Source organism: Neobacillus muris (assembly GCF_943193175.1).
Classification (GTDB): Bacteria; Bacillota; Bacilli; order Bacillales; family Cytobacillaceae; genus Neobacillus; species Neobacillus muris.
This window is the reverse complement of record NZ_CALPDF010000003.1, coordinates 226,857-252,267: the sequence shown is the minus strand read 5'-3', so window position 1 is coordinate 252,267 and position 25,411 is coordinate 226,857. Positions and strand designations below refer to the sequence as shown.

The following is a 25,411-nucleotide window of genomic DNA, read 5'->3' as shown; positions in this document are numbered from 1 at the left end:
CACAGGCTGACTTCAGATGAAAGAAGTCAGCCTCGTTTTGAAGGGATGGTTAACATGGAAGAAATCAAGATCATTACACCTGAGGAATTAAAGGAAAAGCTTGAAAAAGGGGAAAAGCTTGAGCTCGTGGATGTAAGGGAGAACGAAGAGGTAGCTGAAGGAATGATTCCTGGTGCCAAACATATCCGTATGGGGGATATTCCCGCCCATCTCGATTATTTTGACAAGGACAAAGAATATATCTTCATATGCCGTTCCAGCCGCCGCAGTGAAAATGTGTGTTACTATCTGCAAGAACAAGGCTATAAGGTCCGTAACATGATTGGCGGCATGCTGAACTGGGCTGGAGACGTCGAATAACTGATTCCAAATGGAATTGGTTATTTTTTTTATCCTTTTAATTTTTAAAATTCAGAAAAGGGGGCAATAATGATAAAAAAAGTGAGGGAGAATTCAGTGATACAGGTAAAGTTATTTGATCGGGAGCATGAAAAGGATTTGGAAAAGGAAATGAACCGGTTTTTAAGAGGCATCGATGAAAAAAGCCTGCTCGATATTAAATACAACGTTGCTGCAATGACTGAGGAAGAGGAAGAGGAACAAATCTATTGTTTTTCTGCGATGATTATTTACCGGGCCTGAAACGTTAAACCTGATTAGAAAAACGGCATAAAAAATAACATTAATGGTTATTTTTTATGCCGCTTTTTTTATTGGACCTCATAGTGATCCAAATAATGGCTGGCCCTAAAATATTGATGAAGAGGATAAGAGTGACAATCGCCCACAGGAACCATTCCGTATTCAAAAACTGCCGGTAAAACCAATTATGATAAAAGTCCATCCTATCACCTCTCTTTAGCATTCTCGTCATCGCCGGAAACAATCATACCCGTATTTTTGATTATTTTTAGATTCGTATGGGAATAAAAGAGAGTAGAGACATTGCTTAGTCATGGAGAGGTGCTGAATGGAAAGAAATGTCGAGGAATTGTTGAAGCAGAATTTAACCTCAAGTTACGAGAATAATAAAGTAATGGTTCAATCAATCCTTCCAGACCATGCGGATCTGGTTACGAGAGAATTTTTTTTTCACGAAGAGAAGAATATTGCCATTGTTTGTTTTTATTTTGACGGTTTGGTGAAAAGCGACCTGATCAGCTCGGTTATCGATTCATTTATTTATCAGGCACCAAGACTATTAAAAGACATTGATCTTACTACCCTTTATAAAAAGCTGCCTGAAAAAATAAATAAACATATTCTTCATGCTCACAACGTAAAACAGGTTACTAAAATCCAAGACATTATTGACGGTATCTTATCGGGAGACACCGTTTTTATTATCGATAAATGTGATCAGGCCATCCTCGTTTCGACTAGGGGATGGAATGAGAGATCGGTTAGTGAACCGCAGGCCGAACAAGTGGTAATAGGTCCGCGGGATGGTTTTACAGAAAATTTGCGGACGAATACGGCACTCGTTAGAAGAAGAATCAGGGATCCTTTATTTTCAATAAAATCAACAACCGTTGGAAAGAGGACGAAGACCACGATCAATATTGCCTTTTTAGAAGGAACTGTCAAAGAAGGTCTTGTTGAAGAAGTCATGAATAGAATCAATAAAATTGAAATTGACGGGGTCATCGATTCCGGCTACATTACGGAATTAATTGAGGATTCACCGTTTTCACCGTTTACTACTGTGCAAAGCACTGAGCGGCCGGATAAAGTGGCGGCTTCAATCCTGGAAGGACGAGTAGCCATTTTTGTCGACAATTCTCCCTTTGTATTAATTGTACCTGCCTATTTTTGGCAGTTTTTACAAGCGAGTGATGATTATTATTCCAAATACTTGACCGGTTCCTTTTTTCGTATTATCCGTTATTTTGCTTTTATCATCAGCCTTGTTCTTACTTCTGTCTATGTCATGTTAATCAGCTTTCACCAGGAAATGATTCCAACGGCCTTAGCGTTAACGATAGCTTCGGGCAGGGATGTGACGCCTTTCCCGGTATTGCTTGAGGCCTTAATTATGGAAACCAGTTTTGAATTGATGCGCGAGGCGGGGCTGAGGATGCCTAAACCAGTCGGTCAGGCGGTAAGCATTGTGGGATCGTTAGTGATAGGGCAGGCAGCTGTGCAAGCTGGCCTCATCTCCCCGTTCATGGTGATTATCGTGGCAATTACGGGGATAGCTTCCTTTGTCATTCCAAATTACGCGGCTTCTTATTCGATCAGGCTGATCCGATTTCCACTGTTAATTGCCTCAGGTATGCTCGGTTTGCTTGGGTTTTCGGTTGTATTTGCCTTGATCGCCATTCATGCCCTTTCCTTAAGATCATTTGGAGAATCTTATTTGTCTCCTGCTTCCCCTTTCCAGCCATCTGACCAGAAGGACTCCTTCTTTCGCATGCCGTGGTGGAAAATGGAGCGGCTTCCGTCTCTGGCGGCAGGTAAAGGAAGATCCGCCAATATCCAAAAACCGAAAGCGAATGAGAATGAGGATTAATCATACCAACTTTAATGGGGAGATGGCCCAGAATGAAGGAGGTACAGCATGGCGGCTAAATTCAAAATTTGCGTATTGGTTTGTGTATTGATCCTCATTTTAAGTGGCTGTAAAACAGGAAAAAGGGAATTAAACGATTTAGCGCTGGTCATGGCAGTTGGATTAGATAAAGGAAGTTCTGAAGGATTAATTAAGGTGACTACTCAAATTGCCAGGCCGTCGGATGCAAGGGGGCAGACCGGGGCCCCATCCGGCCAAACGGGAGATCCAATATGGTCGGCTTCTGCAGAAGGGGAAACGATTTTTCAAGCGATTCGTAATTTATCTACGTTTTCCTCTAGGCGTGTGTTTTGGGCCCATAATCTTATCATTGTCATCAATGAGAAGTTAGCCAAAGAAGGGATCAGGGAGATCATCGATTTTTTTACAAGAAATCCTGAACTTAGAATGAGGACATGGGTCGCGGTGACACCGAATAAGGCCAGTGAAGTGGTGAGTACGGTAACAGGACTGGAAGTCGTGCCTGGAGAAGCTCTGGACAAATTATTCCGCTACACACCGATATCGGTTCAGGCACCCCGCACACAAATTCTTGACCTTCAGGCCTCCTATTTAAGCGAAAGCACGGAGCCCATATTAGCCCGCCTTCGGCTGGTAAATCGAGGTGTTTCTAATAAGAAACCTGGCCAAGAAGGCGGATACAAACAGGTTGAATTAGCCGGTGCAGGAGTTTTTAAAGGGGACAAGCTTGTAGGGACATTAAAACCTTTTGAAGTAAGATCCGTTCTTCCCTTTCTTGAAGCAATGGATACCGGCATGTTAATTTTGCACTGCCCGGATGATAAACAAAAGAAAATCACAGTTGAACTGAGAAATCAAAAATTTAAGGTGATCCCTTCCTTTAAAAATAACAAACCAGCCTTCACCGTTTCTTATCAAACAGATGGCAGTGTAGTAGAAGCCGCCTGCCCATTTTCCTTAGAAGAAAGAGCGAAAGTGGATGCCATTGAAAGAGAGATGGAGCAAGAGAAAAAGAAAGAATTTGAAAAACTGGTCAGGCGGGCACAAAAAGAACTTAATTCTGATTTTTTGGAGCTGGGGAAGGTTTTTCATAATCGATATCCGGTTGAATGGAGAAGAATCCATTCACAGTGGGAAACGATTTTTCCCACCGTTGAGATAAAAGTTAAAACGATGGCAAAAGTGAAGGATACAGTCTTGTTAAAAAATCAAACAAAGTCAGGAAGGATAAATAAGTAGATGCAAAAAGTAAGAATTTCTAATGGGATGTTTATGGCGTTAATTATTAATATGGTCTATGCCAAAGCGATTGGCCTAACTCAAGGATCAATAGCGCGTGAAGTTGGGGGCGATATGTGGATCTCTACTTTTTTTTCTTCCATTCAAGGCTGTCTGATGATGTTGCTGACCATTTATGTGATCCGTCAATCACCAGAATCAAATATATTGGGGCAAAGTGAACTCTTGTTAGGAAAATGGTTTGGAAAAATCATAAGTTTAATCTTATTCCTCTTCTTTGTTGGCGCTGCCGGGGCGGTGTATACTACCTTTGTTTACCATTTAAAGGATTACTTTTTACCTGAAGCCCCGACAATCATTTTTGTCATTGCAGGTTTTATTATTGCGGTTTTTGCCCTTTACCATGGCATCGAGGTGATAGGCAGGATGGCCTTGATTGGAGTATTTTCTATCTTGATGCTGAATATCTTGATTATATTTGGCTCGATCAGAGACTTTGATATTAGGGAGTTAATGCCGCTTTTTCAATATGGCGTTCTTCCCGATCTTTGGGCAAGCAGGCATAACAATACCGATTGGGCGATGGCGACAATGATGGCAGCTGTTATCCTGCCAATGGTAAAAGAAAAAAATACATGGAAGAGGTCAGGCGCGCTTGGAATTGTACTTGGAGGTGCTTTTGTCATCATTTGGCCGATTCTGGAGACAGGCGTCTTAACGGCGGAGGTTGCCGGGCAATATATCGTTTCTTGCATGCAAATGGCGAGAAGCGCACAAATTGGTTTGTTTTTTCATCGGTATGAAATGATTATGATTGCCTTTTTTTCACTTTCAGCCTTGACACAAATCATTATGACCTTTTTTTGTGCCGCTGTTTCCATCCAAAATCTGATTGGCATGAAAAGCCATAAACCAGCGATTTTGCCGGCAAGTCTCATTCTCAGTGGCTTTGGCTATTGGGTGGTGTTAGATCATCACCGGGCGATTGATTATATTGAAACCTATTGGGTCACACTGGCCATGTCGATTGCCATCGGCATTCCATTGATGGTGCTGGTTCTGGGGTTCATCTTTCGTAAGAAGCTGAAACAATCAAAATCGGCCAGCATGTGAATGAATGGTTTTTGCATATGAAAAGCCCCCAATGAATGGAGGCTTGGATGACTATCGATCTAAACTGACTTTTCCGCTGTTTTTGCAAACAGGGCGGCATTGGTTCCTGCCAGTCTTCCTGTAACGAAGGCAGAAGTAATATTATAGCCTCCTGTATATCCGTGGATATCCAAAATTTCACCGGAAAAATAGAGACCCTTCATGAGTTTGGAAGCCATCGTTTGCGGTTCTATCTCTTTTACAGAAACACCGCCGCCCGTCACAAACGCCTTTTCTAGCGAAAGAGTCCCATTCGCCTTGATCGGGAATTGTTTGCAGCTTTTGGCAAAGCTGCGCAGCTTTTCATTGGGTATCGTGCCTCCCTGTTCAGCTGCAGATATTCCATTATAGTCCAGTAAAAACAAAAGATACCGTTCGGGCAAAAAACCCTTTAACGTATTTTTGATACTTTTCTTTGGCTCACTTTTGACTAGCTTGACGATTTCTTGAAATAGCTCTTCTTCCTTGGAATCCGGCAAGGCGTCCAGACTCAAAATCACTTCTTTTAAGTTCCACTTCCTCAGGGCCTTAACGACAAACTGGCTGCATCTTAATACAGCTGGACCGCTGATGCCAAAGTGAGTAAACAGCATGTCCATTCGATGAGTGATGAGAGGTTTCCCTTTGGGGTTTAACACACTTAATTCAATGTCCCTTAAGGATAAACCCTGCAGCGTTTTATTTTGGATAAATGGCTCATTGGACGTCACGGGCACTTCAGTCGGGAACAGGTCAGTAATTGTGTGCCCTGCTTTTTTGGCCCAGGCATAACCATCGCCAGTAGAGCCGGTGTGGGGGACTGATTTGCCTCCTACTGCTACGACAATGGAGTTGGCTGAAATGGTTTGCCCGTCTTTTAGCAAAACACCAGAGACCTTGTCATTTTCATAGATCAAATCCTCTACGGGGCTATTCTTGAAAACTTTGACTTTGAGCTTTTCTAATTGATCTAACAGAGCATTTACAACGGATTGGGCCTTATTGGAAACCGGGAACATCCGGCCGTGATCTTCTTCCTTTAAGGCAATGCCCAAGTTTTCAAAGAACCGAATTATATCTTCGTTGTTAAAAATGGAAAAAGCGCTATATAAAAACTTGCCGTTGCCTGGAATATGCTTAATAATCTCCTCCACAGGCAGCCGGTTGGTTACATTGCAGCGTCCGCCTCCGGAAATGGCCAGCTTTCTGCCAAGCTTTTCCCCTTTATCAATCAACAGGACTTTTGCACCTTTTTCACCAGCGGCAATGGCGGCCATTAACCCGGATGGACCGCCGCCAATTACGATTACATCAACATTCATCATTTCACCAACTTTAAAACAGATTCATTTCATTATAAACATAAATTATGAAATTAAAACGAATTGCTGTACATTTTAAGAAAAATAACATGGGTTGTGAGTAGCATCCGCGCAAAAGAAGTTGTAAACTACTAATAGTCCGCAAAAAAAGTCGAATTTTATTTGCAATCGTATCATGAGGCGCTATTTATTCATAGCGAACCGTATTCTTCGGTCAGGAAGGGATTATATGCAGTCTAAGCTTTTAAGAGGAACTTTTATATTAACGATAGGTACCATTTTATCTAAAGTACTTGGTCTAATTTACGTGATTCCATTTTTCCAAATTGTCGGCAGGGAGGGGACAACTCTTTATCAATTTTCCTATGTTCCCTATACCATTTTTATCAGTGTAGCCACTGCCGGTGTGCCGCTTGCCGTATCGAAGTTTATTTCCAAATATAATGCATTGGAAGAATATGCAGTTGGCCGGAAACTATTTAAATCCGGTATTTTGATTATGCTGGTAACGGGGTTCATGGCCTTTTTAATCATGTATTTTGCTGCGCCAACATTGGCGGAGATGAGCACTCAAGGTAAAAAGGCAAACCTAGAGGATGTTACAACAGTCATGCGTGCAGTTAGTTTTGCGTTGATTATTGTTCCGTTTATGAGTTTAATTCGCGGTTTTTTCCAAGGACATCAGTCGATGGGGCCGTCAGCTGTTTCACAAGTAGTTGAACAAATTGTCAGGATCAGCTTTACCCTGCTTGGGGCATACGTCGTCATTCATTTTTTCAAAGGAAAGATGGTCACCGCTGTAAGTGTTGCGACATTTGCTGCATTTATCGGGGCAATAGGCGGACTGCTTGTTTTATTTTGGTATTGGTATAGAAGAAAGCCGCATTTGGACGAACTGCTGGCCCATGATAAGGGGACGATGGATGTCTCGCTGAAAGAAATTTATAAAGAAATTTTTATCTACGCCTTTCCTTTTGTTTTAGTAGGAATTGCGAATCCGTTATTTCAAGCGGTGGACCAGTTTACTTTCGGCAAGGCTATGGCGGAGATTGGCATCAAAGCCAAGGCAGCCAATAATTATTTTTCAATCCTGAATTTCGAATCTCATAAAATCGTTATTATTCCGGTATCACTTGCAACTGCCTTCTCGCTAACACTCGTTCCAAGTATTACTAAGGCGTTTGTTGAAGGAGAAAGAAACAGCCTGAATCACCAATTAAATCAAACGTTTCAGGTGCTGTTATTTTTGACGCTTCCAGCTTCTATTGGATTATCCTTATTAGCCGAACCGGTCTATACGGCTTTTTATCAGCATGATTTGCTGGGGGCAAGCGTACTCAGCGCCTATGCTCCAGTAGCGATCTTATTTTCTTTGTATTCTGTTACAGCGGCAATCTTGCAAGGGATTAATGAGCAGCGGTTTACCGTTCTGAGTTTGCTGGTGGGATTATTAATTAAGCTGTCCTTAAATGTTCCATTAATTAAAGCAATGGAAATTAAGGGCGCCGTTTTAGCCACTGCCCTTGGTTATATTGCTGCCATCGCTCTTAATATTATTGTGATAAAAATGTATGCCCGTTACCCATTTCGGTTTGTTTGGCGCAGAAGCTTATTGATTGTCATTTTTGCTGGCATAATGTGGATTGGGACGAAACTTTCTTATAAATTTTTATTGTTATTCCTGTCACCGGCATCAAAGTTTAATTCAGTGATTATCATTGTGGTATGTGCCCTTATCGGCGCCGGCATTTATTTTTACCTAGGTTTAAGGTCTGGGCTTGCCCGCCGATTATTCGGCAATAGGATCGATCGGATGATGGACAAACTAATGCTGCCTAGAAGGAGGAGTACAGGTGAGACTAGATAAATTGCTGGCCAATCTTGGCTATGGCAGCCGTAAGGAAGTCAAGCAGCTCCTTAAGAACGGTGCAGTTCAAGTAGAGGGTGAAGTCATAAAGGATGCGAAAAGGCATGTGGATCCCGCTGCGCAAACCGTTACATTATATGGAGAACAGGTCGAATACAAAGAGTTTATTTATTTAATGATGAACAAACCGCCTGGAGTGTTATCGGCAACAGAGGATCCCTCCGGAGAGACCGTTATTGATTTATTGGAGCTCGAGGATCAGGTTTATGAGCCCTTTCCTGTCGGGCGGCTTGATAAGGATACGGAGGGCCTGCTGCTTATTACCAATGACGGGCAGCTGGCACATCGGCTGTTGTCTCCCAAAAAGCATGTCCCCAAAACCTACTTTGCCGTGATTGACGGTGAGGTAACGGAGGAAGATATTCTGGCCTTTGGCAAAGGGGTCATATTAGATGATGGGTATGAAACTAAGCCCGGTGAGCTGGTTATCTTAAAATCAGGAATCCGCTCTGATATCGAATTGACGATTACAGAAGGAAAATTTCACCAAGTAAAAAGAATGTTCGAATCGGTGGGAAAAAAAGTCGTCTACCTTAAACGAATTTCTATGGGGCCGCTTAAGCTGGATGAAACCCTCGAACTTGGCGAATACCGGGAATTAACCGAGGAAGAAGTCGAGTTATTGAAAGACTATCAAGTAAAATAAAAAAGGCAGGGTTCAAGCCCTGTCTTTTGCTATGCCAAAAAGGATTTTAACATCCAATTATGTTTTTGAAGCTTGCCAATCAGATCCACGAACATATCACTTGTTACTTCATCGTTGTTTTGTTCTGCCACTTCCATACTAGCCTTTAACTCATCAATTAGTAAAGAGAAGTCATGAATGATAGCTTGTACCATTTCCTCTGCGGTTAATGCTTCAGTTGATTCCTTGATCGATGCCATTTCCAAAAACTCTTTTAAAGTTGAAACAGGTTTTCCATTTATACTTAGCAGCTGCTCGGCCAGCTCGTCTACCACGGATGCGGCTTCTTCATATAATTCCTCAAATTTGGCATGCAATGTGAAGAACTGAGGGCCTTTTACATACCAGTGAAACTGATGCAGTTTCGTATACAACACACTCCAGTTTGCAATTTGCTGATTTAATACTTGTTCTACTGTCATTTGATCTTCCTCCTAATCTTTTGTATGAATTAATTATAACACATATTAAATAAAAGTAAATATTAAATAATAATAATTATAAATAATAGTGAGCAAACATGAGGTTTCCATAAATCATCCATAAAAATGTGAAACTATGGGTAACTTATAACTATCAGTCCAAACCAAGAAAGGCAGATGGCAGCAAAGAAGGGGGATGTGTTTATGAAGCTGACTCAAAAAGAACGGATTGAGTTGCATGGCTTTAATAATTTGACGAAGTCCTTAAGCTTTAATATGTATGACATTTGTTTTACACGTACAAAAGAGGAGAGGGAGGCATATTTAAATTATATCGATGAACAGTATAGTGCGGAAAGGCTGACGAAAATATTAAAAGATGTCGCCGATATTATTGGGGCACATGTCTTAAATATTGCCAGCCAAGACTTTGAGCCTGCAGGGGCGAGTGTGACTCTTTTAGTGTCTGAGGCTCCTGTGGAACATGCTCCTTCGGAATATTTCGAGGAATCACCAGGCCCAGTAGTGGAGAATGTTGTGTTCCAATTGGATAAAAGCCATATCACTGTTCATACATATCCGGAATACCACCCTGATGAAGGAATCAGTACCTTTCGAGCAGATATTGATGTTTCGACCTGCGGTGAAATTTCTCCATTAAAAGCACTCAATCACCTCATCCGCTCCTTCGAGACGGACGTGATGATTATTGATTACCGAGTCCGGGGCTTTACCCGCAATAAAGACGGGTATAAGTTATTTATCGACCATGATATCAGCTCCATTCAAAACTACATTCCGGAGGATGTCGGTGAACAATTTGACATGATTGATGTCAATGTCTATCAAGAGCATATTTTTCATACTAAATGCAAGCTAAAGGAATTTGATTTAAATAATTACCTGTTTGGCTATACGAAAGACAAATTGAGTCCTGATGAGCATATCGAAATAACCGAGAGGATCAAATTGGAAATGGATGAAATCTTCTATGGGAAAAATATAGTGGAATAGGGGGGAAACCAAAAAAAAGAAGAAGTCAGCTCGTATGCTGACTTCTTTTTTAAACAGTTTTTTTCATGATAAAGGAAACTATAGTTAAGACGGCAAGGATCAGTATACTAATGGACGAACCCATTAAATTGCTAGGACTAATTAGAAAGCCGATAAAGATAATGCTTAAACCTATAACAGCTAGAATAGTTGTATAAGGGAACCCTTTTACCAGGAAACCAGGTTTGGTTTTATAGGCGGCACGGAGCTTTAATTGTGCAAGACAAATAAAGATCCAAACCACCATAACCGTGAATCCTGGTATTGTCATCAAATAGTTTATGACCTTGCTTGGTGTTACATAGGCAAAATAAATACCTATTGCGATACAAAGACTAGTAATAGCGATTCCTGCAAGGGGAATCCCTTTTGCTGAGGTTTTTGCCAGGCTTTTGGCGGCAGAACCGCTTTGAGCCATTGAAAATAAGGTTCTTGATGTGGCATAGATCCCGGAATTGGCAGCGGAAAGCACGGCAGTTAATAATACAAAGTTCATGATATGGGCAGCACCCGGCAGACCGGCTGAGCTAAATACCTGCACAAAGGGGCTGTCCGCGCCGGTGACTGTATTCCAAGGCATCATACCGCAAATAATCAGGATTGGCAAAATATAAAAAATGATGACTCTTACTATTACTCCTTTGACAATCTTGGGCATGACCCGCTCACTATCCTGAGTTTCGGTTACCGCCACCCCAATTAATTCTGCTCCCCCATATGAAAACATGACCACTAGAAAGGCGCTGAACGTTCCGCCCAGCCCGTTAGGAAAAAATCCCCCATGTGCTGTATAATTTTTGAAAGGCTCCTGAACGTCACTGGGAATGATTCCGAGTAACAGGAAAATGCCAAGAATAATAAACACGATTAGCGCGAAAATTTTAATTCCTGCAAACCAAAATTCCAGTTCGCCATAGGCCTTTACTTGAAATAGATTGATTCCCACAATGATGGCGGCACATATGAAGCTTAACAACCATAAAGGAGTCTGCGGAAACCAGAACTGAAGGAAACTTCCCGCAGCTAACAGCTCAACGACGGTGACAAGAATCCAGTTAATCCAATAAAGCCATCCAGTAATAAACGAAATTCGAAACCCAAAAGCTTTGTGAATCAGATGCTGGACATTGTGGTCAGGGTTGGCGATTGCCATTTCCCCTAACGCAGCCATGACAATAAACAGCAAAAGGCCGCCAATTAAATAGGTAACCACTACACTTGGACCGGCTATATGCAGCGTATCGGAGCTTCCCTTAAAAATACCGGTGCCGATCATCCCGGCTAAAGCAATAAACTGAACATGTCTGGGCAATAGCCCTTTTTTTAAATCCTGTTGTTTTTTCTCCATGATGCTCCCTTTTCCTTTTTCGCTTAAACGCTTTTATGCATTAAAGTTTTTTATACTAATATAACATAATTATAGTCTTTGTCAATTTCATACCTTCATACGGGACGATGTACGCAGCAGGTGATAAAAACACTAATAGCACACGCTATTAGCGTGTGCTATTAAAATCTTGTTTCAGTATTCCTTGTTTTTAGGATGACATCTTCACTTTTTTTTGTGTAGTTGTCCACTTTCCGCGGCTTGGGCTTATGACCAAGTCATTATAGGCTAAAACATTCAAATCTCGTTGTATGGTGCGAGGAGTGATACCAAATTCCTCTACAAGTTCTTGAGTCGTTACCGTTCCGTTATCACGGATAAACATGTAGATACATTTGATGCGGTTTAACATCCGGTTAGTTGAAGGTTTCAAAGAACCACTCCCTATCCTAATTTCAAACCTATGGCTTAATCCCTCTACCGACAGCCTCTTTGAAGAAAAATCTTCAAGTATATGTAATCTTCTTTTCCGCGCAGACAACTCCTTTTAAAAGATAGGTGAAGGAGGTACTAAGATGTCATACATCTAACCTTATTGTACCCATAATGTCTGAAAATTTCTACCAATAAGCGAAAATTTACATAATATACATAATTTTTTATGGCAGATTATGTTACCTCCTTTTTTTCTTACTATAAGTTATGGGGAAAGGGATCAATTTTATGACATTTTTTTGAATATTTAGTTTTTAATAAAAAATAAGCCATAAATACATCAAAAGATTGATTCATAATTTGCAATAGTGCTATTGTTAAAAATAAAGCTACATTTTTGCAAAGGGGATAGTGAGCATGGCATATGCAATAGTAAATGGGAAACTGATGGATCGTTCAGAAGCCAAAGTTGATATTGAGGATCGCGGTTATCAATTTGGTGATGGGGTATATGAGGTTATTCGTGTTTATAACGGAAAATTGTTTACGCTTAAGGAGCATTTGGCCCGTTTTGAAAAAAGCCTGGCCAGCATTCGCATCAATTTGCCCTTTTCCACCCAAGAGTTAACCGAAATGATCAAGCAGCTTATAGAAAAAAATAACCTTCATACGGGGATCATTTATATGCAAATAACAAGAGGGGCATCACCGCGAAATCACGCATTTCCTTCTGAAGTTGTATCACCGTGCTTAACTGCTTATACAAAGGAAATGCCAAGACCGCTGGCTAAATTAAAATCAGGAGTGAATACCATTTTAGCCGAGGATATCCGCTGGCTGCGCTGTGATATTAAAAGCCTAAACTTATTGGCCAATATCCTGGCGAAGCAAAAAGCGGGAGAAAACAACTGCTACGAGGCTATTCAGCATCGCGGGCAGGATGTTACTGAAGGAAGCTCTTCCAATATTTTTATGGTCAAAAACGGAGTGGTGATCACGCATCCATCTAACGAACTGATTTTAAAAGGAATAACAAAGGATGTCATCCTTCAACATTGCAGAAATTTGTCCATTCCAGTAGAGGAACGAGTATTTTCGTTAAAGGAATTAACTGCTGCAGATGAGGTATTCCTGTCAAGTACGACTAGTGAAGTAATGCCTGTCATCGAGATAAGCGGCAGCACCGTAAGCGATGGGCAGCCTGGCACTGTTACACGAAAGCTGCAACAAGCATTTGAGCAGGAAATAGTAAGCCAATGCGGCAATTTAATAGAATCCACTTTGGCATAAAAAAGGAGGCTGTCTTGAGATAAGGCAGCCTCTTGATCATATTAAAACAAATCACTGGAAAGATATCTTTCTCCTGTATCACAGGCAATGCAGACGACCACGTCATCCGGTGTTAACCGTTTGGCTACTTCTATTGCAGCAAAGCAGGCACCGCCTGAAGAGGGACCAACGAGGATTCCTTCCTCCTTAGCCAATCTCCGTGCAATAGTATAAGCGTCTTCATCGTCAATCTGATGAATTTCATCGTATACATGTGTGTTAAGAATATCCGGGATAAAACCAGGACTGGTCCCGACCAGCTTGTGCGGACCTGGTTTTCCGCCTGACAACACAGGTGAACCTTTAGGCTCCGCCACATGAATGGCAAGATTTTTGTAATGTACTTTTAGGGTTTCTCCTGTTCCCGTTATCGTGCCTCCTGTTCCGGCAGTTGCCACAAATGCGGACAGCGGCTTGCCAATTTCCTTCATGGCTTCGATAATTTCAACAGCAGTTGTGTGCCGGTGCGCATCGGGATTCGCTTTATTTTCGAATTGCATAGGAATGAAACTGTTGGGTATTTCTTTTGCCAGTTCCTGAGCCTTTTTGATGGCACCTGGCATTTTCTCGGCGCCTGGAGTCAAAACTACTTTTGCCCCATATGCTTCCATTATACGGATACGTTCCTTCGTCATCGTATCCGGCATGACAATAATCGCTTTATAGCCTCTTGCGGCTGCATTCATGCAAAGGCCAATTCCGGTATTTCCGCTGGTTGGTTCTATAATGGTACCGCCAGGCTTCAGGAGACCAGCTTTTTCAGCCTCGATGATCATATTAAAGGCCGCCCGGTCTTTTACACTCTTGCTAGGATTAAAGTATTCGAGCTTCAAATAAACAGAGGCCCCGTTTTCAGGAGCCATGCGATTTAACTTCACCAGTGGTGTTTCCCCGATTAGTTCTGCAATGTTGTTGACGAATTTCATAAGGGATCCTCCATTTCGTTCTATGTATTTTAAATGCCACCTTAATCATAAAGAAATTAAAGATATTTGTAAAAAAATCTTGATCACTAAATAGATACAATTGGGAAAAAATAGACTAAAATTGAGTAAAAGAGAGGCATTTAAAATGGAAACAAAATCTCATTATTTTTTTGCTGCTAAAATTCCAGATGAAACTAAATTATTCATGAAAGATCATATGGAAACATTAAAGCAATCGTTTCCATTCAGCAGCTGGATCCATCACCAAGACCTTCATATAACCTTAGCATTCTTGGGATCTGCTGAAGAGGAAAAGTTAGCTGCCGCATATAAAAATGTAAACGATTCATTAATAGATGAACAAAAATTTCTATTAAAGATAAACAAGCTTGGAATTTTTGGAAAATCGGAAAGTCCCCGTGTTTTTTGGGCGGATACTGAAGAAAGCCCTGAGCTTCATATGATTAGGCGAATCGTTTTTACAGCCTGTGAACAAGCTGGATTTCAGCTCGAGACTCGGCCGTTCCATCCCCATATCACACTGGCCAGAAAGTGGAGGGGAGAAGGGCCATTCCGAGTGAGTATGCTGGACATTTGGCAGCAAGTGCAGCCGGAGCCATTGCCTTTTCTTGTAAAGGAAGTCGTGCTATACCGGACAAATCTTCAATCTACACCGAAGTATGAAATAATAAAAGCATTTCCGTTACAATCTTAGAATATCGAGATAAAGGTTGGTTGTATGAAACATATTTATTTTATTATCAATCCTAAAGCAAGAAATGGCCATTGTCTTGCTATATGGAGAAGAATTGAAGCCACGCTTATGGCTGAGGAAGTCTCTTATATGGCTGTTTTTACGGAATATCCCGGACATGCAAAAAAACTGGCTTATCAAATGGCTGCCGCAGCCGAACATGAAGTGATCGTAGTGGCTGTTGGCGGTGATGGGACATTGCATGAAGTCATGAATGGGATTGTGGATTTTGGCCATGTTACGCTTGGCTTTATTCCAGGCGGGTCCGGAAATGATTTCTCACGGGGATTTCAAATTCCTAAAGACCCGAAAGCTGCCCTAAAAGTGATTCTTCGTCTTATGAAGGGAGAGCCTGCTCTTATTGACTATGGGCACATGGCGATGTCCGGCCAAACAAATCACTATTTTATAAACAACATGGGTGCCGGGTTTGATGCTTTAATTGCTTATGAGGTCAATCATTCCAAAATAAAAGCATGGTTAAATAAGCTGTCGCTCGGGCGGTTAGCGTATGTATATATTCTGATCAAAGAATTATTTACGTATAAAACAGCCGACATCCAATTATTAATTGATGGGAGCGAGCATAAATTTGAATCAACATGGTTTGTGACAGTCTCCAATCAAGCCTTCTATGGAGGAGGAATGAAAATAGCGCCGCAGGCTGTGCCAGATGATGGGCTTTTGGATATTACAATAGCCCATCAACTTTCAAAATGGAAATTACTGGTGATTTTTGTCAGCGTTTTCTGGGGAAAGCACACTCATTTTAAGGAAGTAAAAATGTTTCAAGGGAAACAGATCTCCATTCATTCCAGTGAAGCTTTATATGTTCACGGTGATGGAGAGCATATTGGATACACGCCTTTAAAAATAGAGATCCAGCATAAAGGATTGCAGGTGTTAACAAGAAGACCGAAGAACGAAAAATTTGCCATGATTGAGGAGGAAGCGAATGATAGCCGCTGAGAGGAGTTTCCTGGCTTATTTGGATGAAATGAATATCATAACGATTCTCCTCCCGAGGACTAGTCAGCAAAGGGTCTCATCTTCTTTTTATATTACGGATGGACCGATGATTCATCCGTTAAAATTGAAGGAAAAGCTGCTGATTGAGGACTATTATAAATACGTATGTGAGTGTTCGCAGGAAATCTATTTTGGCCGGCCTTATTGGATTGTCGATGAGTATGGGCTCAAAACGGATTTGCAAATGGGAGCTGTGGTTCGAACGGAGGCCTTTGACCAAAAGTTCTATTATCCTGGTAATGACTTGGGTGCCAGCTACCAGCCTACAGAGACCTGTTTCAAGGTATGGGCTCCCACCTCCTCCCAAGTGAAATTGAAATTGCGCCCTCCCAACAGCCATTACTCAGAAATTGTGAAAATGAAACGAGGTGACTTGGGTGTATGGTCGGTCGCCGTCAGAGGGGATTTAGAACGATACCAATATAGTTTCCTGGTTCAAATCAATCAAGAATGGCGGGAAGCAGTCGATCCATATGTTAATGCTGTAACGGAGAATGGAGAGGCGGGCGTTATTGTGGACCTTGCCAAAACCGACCGGCCTAAGATTGCCCTGCCTTTTATTGAAAACCCAGTTGATGCTGTCATTTATGAAACGCATATTCGCGATTTTACGATTCACCCGGCCAGCGGGGCCAAGCATAAAGGCCTTTATTTGGGAGCCGCGGAACTGGACACAACAGGGAACGATGGTATGTCAACGGGTTTATCCTACGTGAAAGACTTGGGAATTACCCATCTGCAGTTGATGCCGCTTCATGATTTTGCTGGGGTGGACGAAAGGGAATGGCAGAAGGATTATAACTGGGGATATAATCCCTTGCATTTTAATGTGCCTGAAGGGAGCTATTCTTCTGATCCTGCCTGTCCTTATTCGAGAATACGCGAGCTTAAACAGTTGATTGACCGGATCCATCAGTCAGGCCTTCGGGTCATTATGGATGTGGTCTATAATCATGTATTTATCCGTGAAGAATCTTCATTTGAAAAAATCGTTCCAGGGTATTATTTTCGATATAATGAATTAGGTATTCCTTCCAATGGCACCGGTGTTGGCAATGATTTGGCCTCTGAACGCCGGATGGCCAGAAAGTTTATTTTGGATTCCATCCGTTTTTGGATGGAAGAGTACCACATGGATGGATTTCGGTTTGATTTAATGGGGATTTTAGATGTGGAAACCATGAAACAAGTCAGAGCGGTTTGCGATTCAATTTCCAATGATGCCATTATCATCGGCGAAGGCTGGGATCTTGATACGCCTCTGTCTAGTGATCAAAAGGCCACTATTGCCAATCAGGACAAATTAGCCTCCATTGCCCATTTTAATGATAAATTTAGAGATACGATTAAAGGGAGTACGTTTGAATTGCTTGATCAGGGCTATGCGCTCGGAAACATTCAATACCGGGATGCCGCCTTGGAAGCCATAACCGGCAGCATTGGTTTTACGCAAATAGGCAATAGGGTCTTTAATGAACCAAGCCAAACGGTCAATTATGTTGAATGCCATGACAATCACACTTTGTGGGATAAACTGCTTGCATGTTTTCCGAATATGGATGATTCGCTTCGAAGAAAATATCACCGTTTAGCGACAGGGCTGGTCATTCTTTCTCAGGGGATCCCATTTCTGCACAGCGGCCAGGAATTTTTCCGCACAAAGTATGGCGAAGCTAACAGCTATTGCTCCCCTGATAGGATCAATCAACTTGATTGGAAACGCAAATCCGAGTTTCTTCCATATGTAGAGTATGTCAAGGGGCTTATTGAGATCCGAAAAGTCTTTCCATGTTTTCGCCTTCCCACCGCAGAAAAAATCCGAGGTACGATCACCTCGCTGCCTATGCCTGAATCATTGTTAGGACTGTTGTTTAAAGAGAGAGACACTGAACTCATTCTATTGGTCAATCCCCTTTCAAGTAAACAGGCAGTGGACATTCCCATGGGTGATTGGCTGGTTCTGGCTGATCATGCAAATGCGGGGATAACACCCAAAACTGCTGTTGCTGGGGGAGAGATTGCCATCGAGCCTATTTCTCTGAATGTTTTCCTAAAAAAATAGTTGTTCAAGGTTACTTGACGAGACTCAGCTATTGGAGATAAAATTTATAAAGGATAGCTATTGTAGAATGCTTTCAATAGCTTTTTTTTTATTGTTAAAAACAATAATAACGAGTTTTTTAAGTCTGAATAAATATGGGGCTACCCCTCCCATAGAACGGCATAAGTTGAAGGTGAACAGTTTTGGAACATATTTTTGGACAAGAATGGGAAATCACCCCTGCTGGAGGCGCAACAGGTGAGGCCTTTTACGCACAGAGAGAAGATCAAAGGCTTTTTTTAAAGCGGAATTCTTCTCCGTTTCTTGCTGTACTGTCGGCAGAGGGCATCGTCCCTAAGCTTGTTTGGACAAAACGATTGGAAAACGGAGATGTCATAACAGCACAGCAATGGCTTGAAGGCAGAGAACTAAAGCCTTCTGAGATGAACCATGATCTTGTTGCGAAGCTGCTTAAGAAAATACACCGTTCGGAGCCGATGCTTGGGATGCTAAGCCGGTTGGAGAAAACGCCAATTAATCCTGAGGACCATTTTCAAAACGTGATGGAGAATATTGATGATGATGTGCGTTACTTGCCGGAGGTGCAAAAGGCGGTCAGCTTTTTAATAAAAGAGGCAAAAAATGTCTATTGTGATGAAAAAGTGGTATGCCATGGGGATGTAAATCATAACAACTGGCTGCTTGCAGAAAACAACCAGTTGTATTTAATTGATTGGGACGGGGCATCCATTGCCGACCCCGCCATGGATTTAGGGATGCTCCTCTATTGGTACATTCCTGAAGAAAATTGGGAAGATTGGCTGCAAGTATACGGGCAAGAGCTAGATGACCATCTTAAGCTTAGAATGAAATGGTATGTGGCCCTTCAAGCAATATCGTCCATCCAATGGTACAAAGATAAAGACAGTACAGAAGAGATGAACAAATGGATCTTATTCCTGTGTGACATCATGTCTCAAGAAAACTGACCAATATCATTTACCCATTGGGATAAATTCGCTTGGTTTGCTGAGATATGCTGGTCCAAATCTGCAGTTTGTGCTCCCTTTTGGCTGTAGTTGTACACTTCTTGCAAAATGTTTTTTACGTTTTGATCGATTTGTGCATTGACCATTAGCGATTTTACGAGCCGCTCTAGCTGCTCGCATTCGGCAACCGATCCGCAGCAATCGGTTTGGTGATTAGTTAATATGTCTGTAAGCAGGTTCACTTGGTCATTATGGCTTAAAGGCATAACAGCACACCCTTTCAAGTGGGATTAAAAAGGAATTCACAGTTAGGTTGTGAATTCTTTTTTTATTTATTCATGGCAATATGAAAGTGGGACTTGCACACATAGTTCATGGCATGATATGTTTTTAAAACGAGAGAAAATTTAGGAGTGTCAAAAATGCGACTTAGAAATAAACCTTGGGCAAAGGATAAAATAGAGCAGCATCCGCAATACATCGTACCAAATCCTGTAGATTTTAAAGGCAGGTGGCATGAGGCATTTGAAAAGGCCCAGCCGCTGCATATTGAAGTAGGCACAGGGAAAGGCCGCTTCATTACTGAAATGGCCAAAGCGCATCCGGATATTAATTACATCGGTATTGAATTGTATGATAGTGTCATTGTTGCGGCTTTGGACAGATTAATTGAGGCGGATCTGCCAAATCTCAAACTTCTTAACGTGAATGCTGCAGACTTAGCCAAGTATTTTGCCAAGAATGATGTGGCGCGTGTTTATTTGAATTTCTCAGATCCTTGGCCAAAAGTCCGCCATGAAAAGAGAAGGTTAACCTACAAAGATTTTTTAAAACTTTATGAAGACATCATGATGGACGGAGGGGAAATTCATTTTAAGACGGATAATCAGAGCTTATTTGAATATTCGCTCATGAGTTTTTCCCAATATGGATTATTGTTAAAATTTCTTAGCCTTGATTTGCATAAGAGTGACTATGAAGGCAATATCATGACGGAATACGAACAAAAGTTTTCAGAAAAAGGAAACCGGATTTACCGATGCGAAGTTAAATACCAGAACGAACAATAGGGCAGTCGCTGAACTGCCTTTTTTTGATGGGAATTTTTTATCTGCCCACATTATTCTTCAAGAAACCTCTTAATGAATCCTTTTTAGTTTTCGAAAAAGTCAGTCAATGGTACACTTTACTTAAGGAGGTTGGAAAATATGGAAAAACTGAAAATCGGCAAGATATCCATGACGTGGCTATCCGGCGGGGTTACCCATTTAGATGGGGGAGCGATGTTTGGGGTGGTTCCGAAACCTTTATGGTCGAAGAAATATCCGTCTAATGACAAGAATCAAATTAAATTGATGACGGATCCAATTTTGGTCCAGGCGGACGGGAAAAATTTATTAATTGAATCCGGATTGGGTAACGGCAAAATGACGGAAAAACAAAAACGAAATTTCGGAGTGACAAGAGAATCGGAGATTGTCGCCTCTTTAGAGAAATTAAGGTTAACCCCCGACTCCATTGACTATGTCCTAATGACCCATCTGCATTTTGACCATGCCTGCGGTTTAACTAATCCTGCAGGGAACGGATATCAATCCTCTTTCCCCAATGCACAAATTATTGTCTCCAAGATTGAATGGGATGAAATGAGGAATCCCAATATTCGTTCGAAAAGTACATATTGGAGAGAAAATTGGCAAGCGATTGAATCACAGGTTGTCACGTTTGAAGAAACCTGGAGATTTGGCCCAATCCAAATGATCCACACTGGCGGCCACAGTGATGGTCACAGCATTATCATCATCGAGGACCAGGGCGAGATGGCCATTCATATGGCAGACCTGATGCCAACACATGCCCATCAAAATGTATTATGGGTGATGGCTTACGATGATTACCCCATGAATTCGATTGCCGCAAAAGAAAAATGGCTGCCTTATGCTATGAGTAAACAGGCTTGGTTTACCTTTTATCATGATGCATATTTTCGAGCGGTGAAATGGGGAACGGAGCCCGGTCAAATCACGGATTCCATAAAAGTGGAAGAAACAGGTGCATAAAAACGTAGAAATTTAGGATTCCTCTGGGTTTTTGTCCTCACATCGGCTTGATGAGGCGGCCGGAAGGAACAAAAAAACCAAGCCGTGTCAGCTCGGCTTGGTTTTTTAAGACGCCAATTCTTCAGGCAAACGCCGTAAATCTAATAAAGTTCCAGTGTAGGCGTCCGCAATAAATTCGTATTGCTCGTTCGTTCCATTATTATTTTTGGAAATTCCGCCTTTATATACTTCATAGTGAAATTGATGCTTTTCATAAGGCACAGCTTCCATATGTATCCAAGAACCGCTGATGGGGCCGGATTCTTTAAATTGCTTTTTTACATATTCCAGCACTTTTTCGGGTGAAACCTTAGTTTTCTTTGAAATGAATTCCTTAGCTGCATATCCCCCAATCACACCGATAACGGCACCCAGGATAAACGACGATTTCCAGTTCATTTGGCAGGACCTCCAAAATTTATTTTGGAAAAATATACATGATAGTTTCTCTCTCAGTATATCGTATTTAACCGGAAATAGGTAATATTACATTTATTAATTGAAAAATTGGTAACAGCCATAAAGTTTAGCTAAAATAAATAATATATACATATAGATTGATGCTAAAAAGCATGGTAAGGAGAACGAAAAATGAACGAACAAACGCTAAAGCTTTTCCAAACCCTGACGGAACTTCCAGGAGCACCAGGAAATGAACATCTGGTTCGAAAATTTATGAGGGAACAATTATCCAAGTATGCCGACGAAATCGTCCAAGATAAACTAGGCAGTATTTTTGGTGTGAAAAAAGGAAACGGTGACGGCCCAACCGTCATGGTAGCCGGCCATATGGACGAGGTTGGCTTTATGATTACCGCCATCACTGACAATGGCATGCTTCGTTTCCAACCGCTTGGAGGCTGGTCTGCCCAGGTGCTCCTTGCCCAGCGTGTTCAAATCCTGACGAAAATGGGCCCGGTAATCGGGGTAGTCGGATCCATTCCGCCGCATCTCTTAGACGATTCCAAGAAGAACAAACTTCCTGAGATCAAAGATATGCTTATCGATATCGGGGCAGATGACAGGGAGGATGCTGAAAAAATCGGCATTAAACCTGGCCAGGCTGTATTGCCGATTTGTCCGTTCACTCCGATGGCCAATAGTAAAAAAATCATGGCCAAGGCATGGGATAACCGTTATGGATGCGGATTAGCCATCGAGCTCTTACAGGAATTGCAAAACGAGACATTGCCAAACATACTTTACTCTGGTGCCACCGTTCAGGAAGAAGTTGGATTGCGAGGCGCACAAACTGCTGCCAGCATGATTAAGCCCGATATCTTTTTTGCCCTTGATGCCAGTCCGGCAAATGATATGACGGGGGATAAAAATCAGTTCGGCCAATTGGGCAAAGGGGCGCTTCTTCGCATATTTGACCGGACCATGGTAACACATCGAGGGATGCGCGAATTTATTCTTGATACAGCGGAGACCCATAATATCCCGTACCAATACTTTATCTCTCCAGGAGGCACGGATGCGGGGCGCGTCCACCAGTCAAATGAGGGTGTTCCTAGTGCTGTGATCGGAATCTGCTCCCGTTATATACATTCGCACGCATCCATCATTCATGTGGATGATTATGCGGCGGCAAAAGAACTAGTGACAAAGCTTGTGAAGGCCTGTGACAAAACCACTGTAGAATCCATTAAAGCGAACAGCTGATTCTTAAAACGAGGCATGATGACACACGCTCATGCCTCGTTTCCATTATTTAAGGAGATGTTCAAATGAAGATAGTCATCGGATCGAAAAACCCAACAAAAATCGCGGCTGTAAACAGAGGTTTCGCCAGTTTTGAAGCAGAGTTTGTCTCGCTTGACGTGTCATCTGGTGTAAGCGATCAGCCGTTTTCTGATGAGGAAACGATTAGGGGCGCGATCAACCGGGCTAAAGCCGCATTAACTGAAGGAAACGGGGATATAGGTGTCGGACTTGAAGGGGGAGTTCAGGAGACCAGTCTTGGGCTGCTTTTATGCAATTGGGGGGCCATCGTCACGAACGACATCAATCCTATTGTTGCCGGTGGAGCAAGGTTCCTGCTCCCGGAGGAAATCGCCGAACGGCTGCGTGCAGGTGAGGAACTTGGACCTGTAATGGACGATTACGCCAAAAAACAGAATGTGAGCAAGCAAGAAGGAGCCGTAGGAATTTTTACAAATGGCATGGTCAATCGTGCTGACATGTTTACTCATGTGATGTCATTGTTAGTTGGCCAGTTTGCCTATCAGCAGAAAGTTTCACAAAAATAATATTTTTTCGACAGCGATTTTCGACAAAACTCTTGTCATTTGAATAATTTGGCAGGTATGATGGAGGTAGCATTTATTTTAGGAGGCGAAAGTGTCTGAAATTCTTTAAATCTATCTCCATGTTTATCCTATTTATTTTTATTTTAAGCGCTTGCAGTCATGCATCTTTCAAATCAGAAAGTAAAACAGCTGAAAAGTCTGTAAAAGGTGCCTTTGAAGAAAAGGCCAAAAAGCCGAATAAAAAAAGCGGAAATATTGAGTTTTATGTACCATTCGGTTATGAAATAAAAGATAAAACTCCCAATAATATTATTCTAAAAAATGGTTCAAAAACGTATATCCTATTTGTGAATCCTAAGGAGGATTCCTCCAGTGAAGTGGTTTATCAGGCTACAATCGACCAATACAAAAACTGGGATGCGAAGGAAAAATTTACAGGAGACGAGAGGTTTGGATTCTTGGCCATTAAACAGGCTGAAAAGAATTTAAATGAAGTCACTGTCGGTGTCGGCGGGGCTAAAATGACTACGCAAGTGAAAACAAGCAGTATGGCCGAAGAGGCTGAAACCATGATGCAGATTGTACGGTCTGTTCAATACTAGCTAGGGAAAGCGGAGGAGGGATCCTCCTTTTTTTATTTCCAACTTTTTTATGTATATAATAAAACTATAATACAAAAACAGCTGATTGCATTTAGTTGGACTGTATAGCTGTAAGATTGTTATGATGAAAAAAAAGAAAAATGGAGGTTGACTTTCTGATGAAAAATTTAGAGTCAATGGAACAATTTGAACAAATACAAAGCCAAGGTAAGGCGATTTTTATGTTTTCCGCAGGATGGTGCCCGGATTGCCGTTTTATTGAACCAGTCATGCCAGAAATCGAAGCAAACTTCCCTGAGTATACCTTTGTCCATATAGACCGCGACCAATTTATTGATTTATGCCAGCAGCTTGATGTGTTTGGCATTCCAAGCTTTGTAGCATTCGATCATGGGAAGGAACTAGGCCGTTTTGTCAGCAAGGACCGCAAAACCCAAGAAGAAGTAGAATCCTTTATCAAGGGATTGAGCTAAAGTGAAAATGGACAGCCAAAAAATGCGGCGTGAGTTAGAATCCCGTTTGCAGGGGGAGAGCAGGCGGATAACCTACGATCGAGAAAAAGACCAGCTCCGGATTGAAAGTGAACGAACCGGAAAAGGAATTTCGGTTTCTTTGCCGGGAATCGCCGCGAAATGGAATACAGAAAAAGAGAAGGCTATTGATGAGGTTGTTTATTATGTCGAGGAAGGGCTTCGGGCAATGGAAAGCCAGGTCCAATTAACCGATCATGAAAAAAACATTTTTCCGGTCATCCGCTCAACCTCTTTTCCTGCTGAAGCAGCGGAGGGTGTCCCGTTTCTAACTGATGACCATACCGCAGAGACTAAGGTATACTATGCATATGACATGGGGAATACCTATCGGCTGATTGATTCGCGCATTATGGAGCAGGAAGCCTGGGAACCGGGACGAATAAAGGAAATTGCCTTGTTTAATGCCAGGTCATTGCCAACACCTTTAAAAGAAGACCAAGTCGCCGGGAATATTTTTTATTTCTTAAATACCAATGATGGATATGATGCCTCCAGAATCCTAAATAAGGGATTCCTGAACGACATGGAAAAAAAGATTGAAGGGACCATGGTTGTGGCAGTTCCCCATCAGGATGTGTTAATTATCGGTGATATCCGGAATGACAGAGGATACGATGTATTGGCCCAAATGGCAATGAGTTTCTTTACGAGCGGCCGGACTCCGATTACAGCCTTATCCTTCTTATATGAAAACGGAGAATTAGAACCGATTTTTATCTTAGGGAAGAATAAATGATTTCTGTTTTAAACCTGACAGATCACTTCTAAAAAAGTGGTCTTTTT

27 protein-coding genes are annotated in these 25,411 nt (G+C 41.8%); 20 read left to right on the top strand and 7 right to left on the bottom strand.

Annotation, left to right across the window (positions count from 1 at the left end; all coding sequences use genetic code 11):
* The first annotated feature begins 54 nt into the window (after positions 1-54).
* From NFS43_RS03995 to NFS43_RS03975, 5 genes are all read left to right on the top strand, one after another.
* Complete coding sequence (locus tag NFS43_RS03995; RefSeq protein ID WP_251549688.1) at positions 55-360, top strand: rhodanese-like domain-containing protein; 306 nt, start codon at positions 55-57, stop codon at positions 358-360.
* Between the two features lie 96 nt (positions 361-456).
* Complete coding sequence (locus tag NFS43_RS03990) at positions 457-642, top strand: sporulation protein Cse60 (RefSeq protein ID WP_251549727.1); 186 nt, start codon at positions 457-459, stop codon at positions 640-642.
* A gap of 328 nt (positions 643-970) precedes the next feature.
* Positions 971-2,512 (top strand): spore germination protein, encoded by a 1,542-nt coding sequence (locus tag NFS43_RS03985; protein ID WP_251549686.1) that lies wholly within the window; start codon positions 971-973, stop codon positions 2,510-2,512.
* Positions 2,513-2,560: 48 nt separating this feature from the next.
* Entirely contained in the window at positions 2,561-3,772 is a 1,212-nt protein-coding gene (locus NFS43_RS03980; RefSeq protein WP_251549685.1) for a Ger(x)C family spore germination protein, read from the top strand.
* Entirely contained in the window at positions 3,773-4,885 is a 1,113-nt protein-coding gene (locus NFS43_RS03975; protein WP_251549683.1) for a GerAB/ArcD/ProY family transporter, read from the top strand.
* A 59-nt stretch (positions 4,886-4,944) separates the two neighbouring features.
* Here the strand turns inward: NFS43_RS03975 and NFS43_RS03970 are convergent, their stop codons facing one another.
* Positions 4,945-6,225, bottom strand: coding sequence for a BaiN/RdsA family NAD(P)/FAD-dependent oxidoreductase (locus NFS43_RS03970; protein ID WP_251549725.1), 1,281 nt, complete (start codon positions 6,223-6,225; stop codon positions 4,945-4,947).
* A 229-nt stretch (positions 6,226-6,454) separates the two neighbouring features.
* Here NFS43_RS03970 and NFS43_RS03965 point away from each other — a divergent pair, with 229 nt between their 5' ends.
* The gene (locus tag NFS43_RS03965; RefSeq protein ID WP_251549681.1) at positions 6,455-8,092 is read left to right on the top strand and encodes a putative polysaccharide biosynthesis protein; all 1,638 of its coding nucleotides are present in this window, start codon (positions 6,455-6,457) and stop codon (positions 8,090-8,092) included.
* Positions 8,079-8,798 carry a pseudouridine synthase gene (locus NFS43_RS03960; RefSeq protein ID WP_251549678.1) on the top strand — a complete coding sequence of 240 codons (720 nt, stop codon included), beginning with the start codon at positions 8,079-8,081 and terminating at the stop codon, positions 8,796-8,798. Before NFS43_RS03965 ends, NFS43_RS03960 begins: the two co-directional genes overlap by 14 nt.
* 29 nt (positions 8,799-8,827) lie before the next feature.
* On the opposite strand, the gene NFS43_RS03955 is transcribed toward NFS43_RS03960, so the two are convergent.
* Complete coding sequence (locus tag NFS43_RS03955; protein WP_251549677.1) at positions 8,828-9,259, bottom strand: Dps family protein; 432 nt, start codon at positions 9,257-9,259, stop codon at positions 8,828-8,830.
* A gap of 204 nt (positions 9,260-9,463) precedes the next feature.
* On the opposite strand from NFS43_RS03955, the gene speD reads away from it, so the two are divergent.
* Positions 9,464-10,273, top strand: coding sequence for an adenosylmethionine decarboxylase (gene speD / locus NFS43_RS03950; RefSeq protein ID WP_251549675.1), 810 nt, complete (start codon positions 9,464-9,466; stop codon positions 10,271-10,273).
* 49 nt (positions 10,274-10,322) lie between these two features.
* On the opposite strand, the gene NFS43_RS03945 is transcribed toward speD, so the two are convergent.
* Together NFS43_RS03945 and NFS43_RS03940 are read right to left on the bottom strand one after the other, a co-directional pair.
* The gene (locus NFS43_RS03945) at positions 10,323-11,660 is read right to left on the bottom strand and encodes an amino acid permease (protein WP_251549673.1); all 1,338 of its coding nucleotides are present in this window, start codon (positions 11,658-11,660) and stop codon (positions 10,323-10,325) included.
* A gap of 190 nt (positions 11,661-11,850) precedes the next feature.
* Positions 11,851-12,072 carry a DeoR family transcriptional regulator gene (locus NFS43_RS03940; RefSeq protein WP_251549671.1) on the bottom strand — a complete coding sequence of 74 codons (222 nt, stop codon included), beginning with the start codon at positions 12,070-12,072 and terminating at the stop codon, positions 11,851-11,853.
* Between the two features lie 419 nt (positions 12,073-12,491).
* Between NFS43_RS03940 and dat the strand changes: the two genes are divergently transcribed.
* Positions 12,492-13,364: a D-amino-acid transaminase gene (gene dat / locus NFS43_RS03935; protein ID WP_251549669.1), complete on the top strand. Its 873-nt coding sequence runs from the start codon at positions 12,492-12,494 to the stop codon at positions 13,362-13,364.
* 41 nt (positions 13,365-13,405) lie between these two features.
* On the opposite strand, the gene cysK is transcribed toward dat, so the two are convergent.
* Entirely contained in the window at positions 13,406-14,329 is a 924-nt protein-coding gene (gene cysK, locus NFS43_RS03930; protein WP_251549667.1) for a cysteine synthase A, read from the bottom strand.
* A gap of 145 nt (positions 14,330-14,474) precedes the next feature.
* Between cysK and thpR the strand changes: the two genes are divergently transcribed.
* The 4 genes from thpR (at position 14,475) to NFS43_RS03910 (ending at position 19,142) form a co-directional block, all read left to right on the top strand.
* A complete protein-coding gene (gene thpR / locus NFS43_RS03925) occupies positions 14,475-15,044 on the top strand; it encodes an RNA 2',3'-cyclic phosphodiesterase (RefSeq protein ID WP_251549665.1) in 570 nt (189 codons plus the stop codon).
* A 24-nt stretch (positions 15,045-15,068) separates the two neighbouring features.
* Complete coding sequence (locus NFS43_RS03920) at positions 15,069-16,052, top strand: diacylglycerol/lipid kinase family protein (RefSeq protein WP_251549663.1); 984 nt, start codon at positions 15,069-15,071, stop codon at positions 16,050-16,052.
* Positions 16,039-18,174, top strand: coding sequence for a type I pullulanase (gene pulA, locus NFS43_RS03915; protein WP_251549661.1), 2,136 nt, complete (start codon positions 16,039-16,041; stop codon positions 18,172-18,174). Before NFS43_RS03920 ends, pulA begins: the two co-directional genes overlap by 14 nt.
* Positions 18,175-18,356: 182 nt before the next feature.
* Positions 18,357-19,142 carry a phosphotransferase family protein gene (locus tag NFS43_RS03910; protein WP_251549659.1) on the top strand — a complete coding sequence of 262 codons (786 nt, stop codon included), beginning with the start codon at positions 18,357-18,359 and terminating at the stop codon, positions 19,140-19,142.
* Here NFS43_RS03910 and NFS43_RS03905 read toward each other — a convergent pair.
* Positions 19,130-19,408 (bottom strand): YtzH-like family protein, encoded by a 279-nt coding sequence (locus NFS43_RS03905; protein WP_251549657.1) that lies wholly within the window; start codon positions 19,406-19,408, stop codon positions 19,130-19,132. The genes NFS43_RS03910 and NFS43_RS03905 overlap by 13 nt on opposite strands.
* 156 nt (positions 19,409-19,564) lie before the next feature.
* Between NFS43_RS03905 and trmB the strand changes: the two genes are divergently transcribed.
* Both trmB and NFS43_RS03895 read left to right on the top strand, forming a co-directional pair.
* A complete protein-coding gene (gene trmB, locus NFS43_RS03900; RefSeq protein ID WP_251549655.1) occupies positions 19,565-20,212 on the top strand; it encodes a tRNA (guanosine(46)-N7)-methyltransferase TrmB in 648 nt (215 codons plus the stop codon).
* Between the two features lie 138 nt (positions 20,213-20,350).
* Positions 20,351-21,202 (top strand): YtnP family quorum-quenching lactonase, encoded by an 852-nt coding sequence (locus NFS43_RS03895; protein ID WP_251549653.1) that lies wholly within the window; start codon positions 20,351-20,353, stop codon positions 21,200-21,202.
* 105 nt (positions 21,203-21,307) lie between these two features.
* On the opposite strand, the gene NFS43_RS03890 is transcribed toward NFS43_RS03895, so the two are convergent.
* Positions 21,308-21,640 carry a PepSY domain-containing protein gene (locus tag NFS43_RS03890; RefSeq protein WP_251549651.1) on the bottom strand — a complete coding sequence of 111 codons (333 nt, stop codon included), beginning with the start codon at positions 21,638-21,640 and terminating at the stop codon, positions 21,308-21,310.
* A gap of 192 nt (positions 21,641-21,832) precedes the next feature.
* Between NFS43_RS03890 and NFS43_RS03885 the strand changes: the two genes are divergently transcribed.
* From NFS43_RS03885 to NFS43_RS03865, 5 genes are all read left to right on the top strand, one after another.
* Positions 21,833-22,906 carry a M42 family metallopeptidase gene (locus NFS43_RS03885; RefSeq protein ID WP_251549649.1) on the top strand — a complete coding sequence of 358 codons (1,074 nt, stop codon included), beginning with the start codon at positions 21,833-21,835 and terminating at the stop codon, positions 22,904-22,906.
* Positions 22,907-22,971: 65 nt separating this feature from the next.
* Positions 22,972-23,493: a DUF84 family protein gene (locus NFS43_RS03880; RefSeq protein WP_251549647.1), complete on the top strand. Its 522-nt coding sequence runs from the start codon at positions 22,972-22,974 to the stop codon at positions 23,491-23,493.
* Positions 23,494-23,612: 119 nt separating this feature from the next.
* Positions 23,613-24,095, top strand: coding sequence for a hypothetical protein (locus tag NFS43_RS03875; protein ID WP_251549645.1), 483 nt, complete (start codon positions 23,613-23,615; stop codon positions 24,093-24,095).
* Between the two features lie 158 nt (positions 24,096-24,253).
* Positions 24,254-24,568, top strand: a complete 315-nt coding sequence (locus NFS43_RS03870; protein WP_251549643.1) for a thioredoxin family protein — start codon at positions 24,254-24,256, stop codon at positions 24,566-24,568.
* A 7-nt stretch (positions 24,569-24,575) separates the two neighbouring features.
* Positions 24,576-25,364 carry a DUF1444 domain-containing protein gene (locus tag NFS43_RS03865; protein ID WP_251549723.1) on the top strand — a complete coding sequence of 263 codons (789 nt, stop codon included), beginning with the start codon at positions 24,576-24,578 and terminating at the stop codon, positions 25,362-25,364.
* The last annotated feature ends 47 nt before the right edge of the window (positions 25,365-25,411 follow it).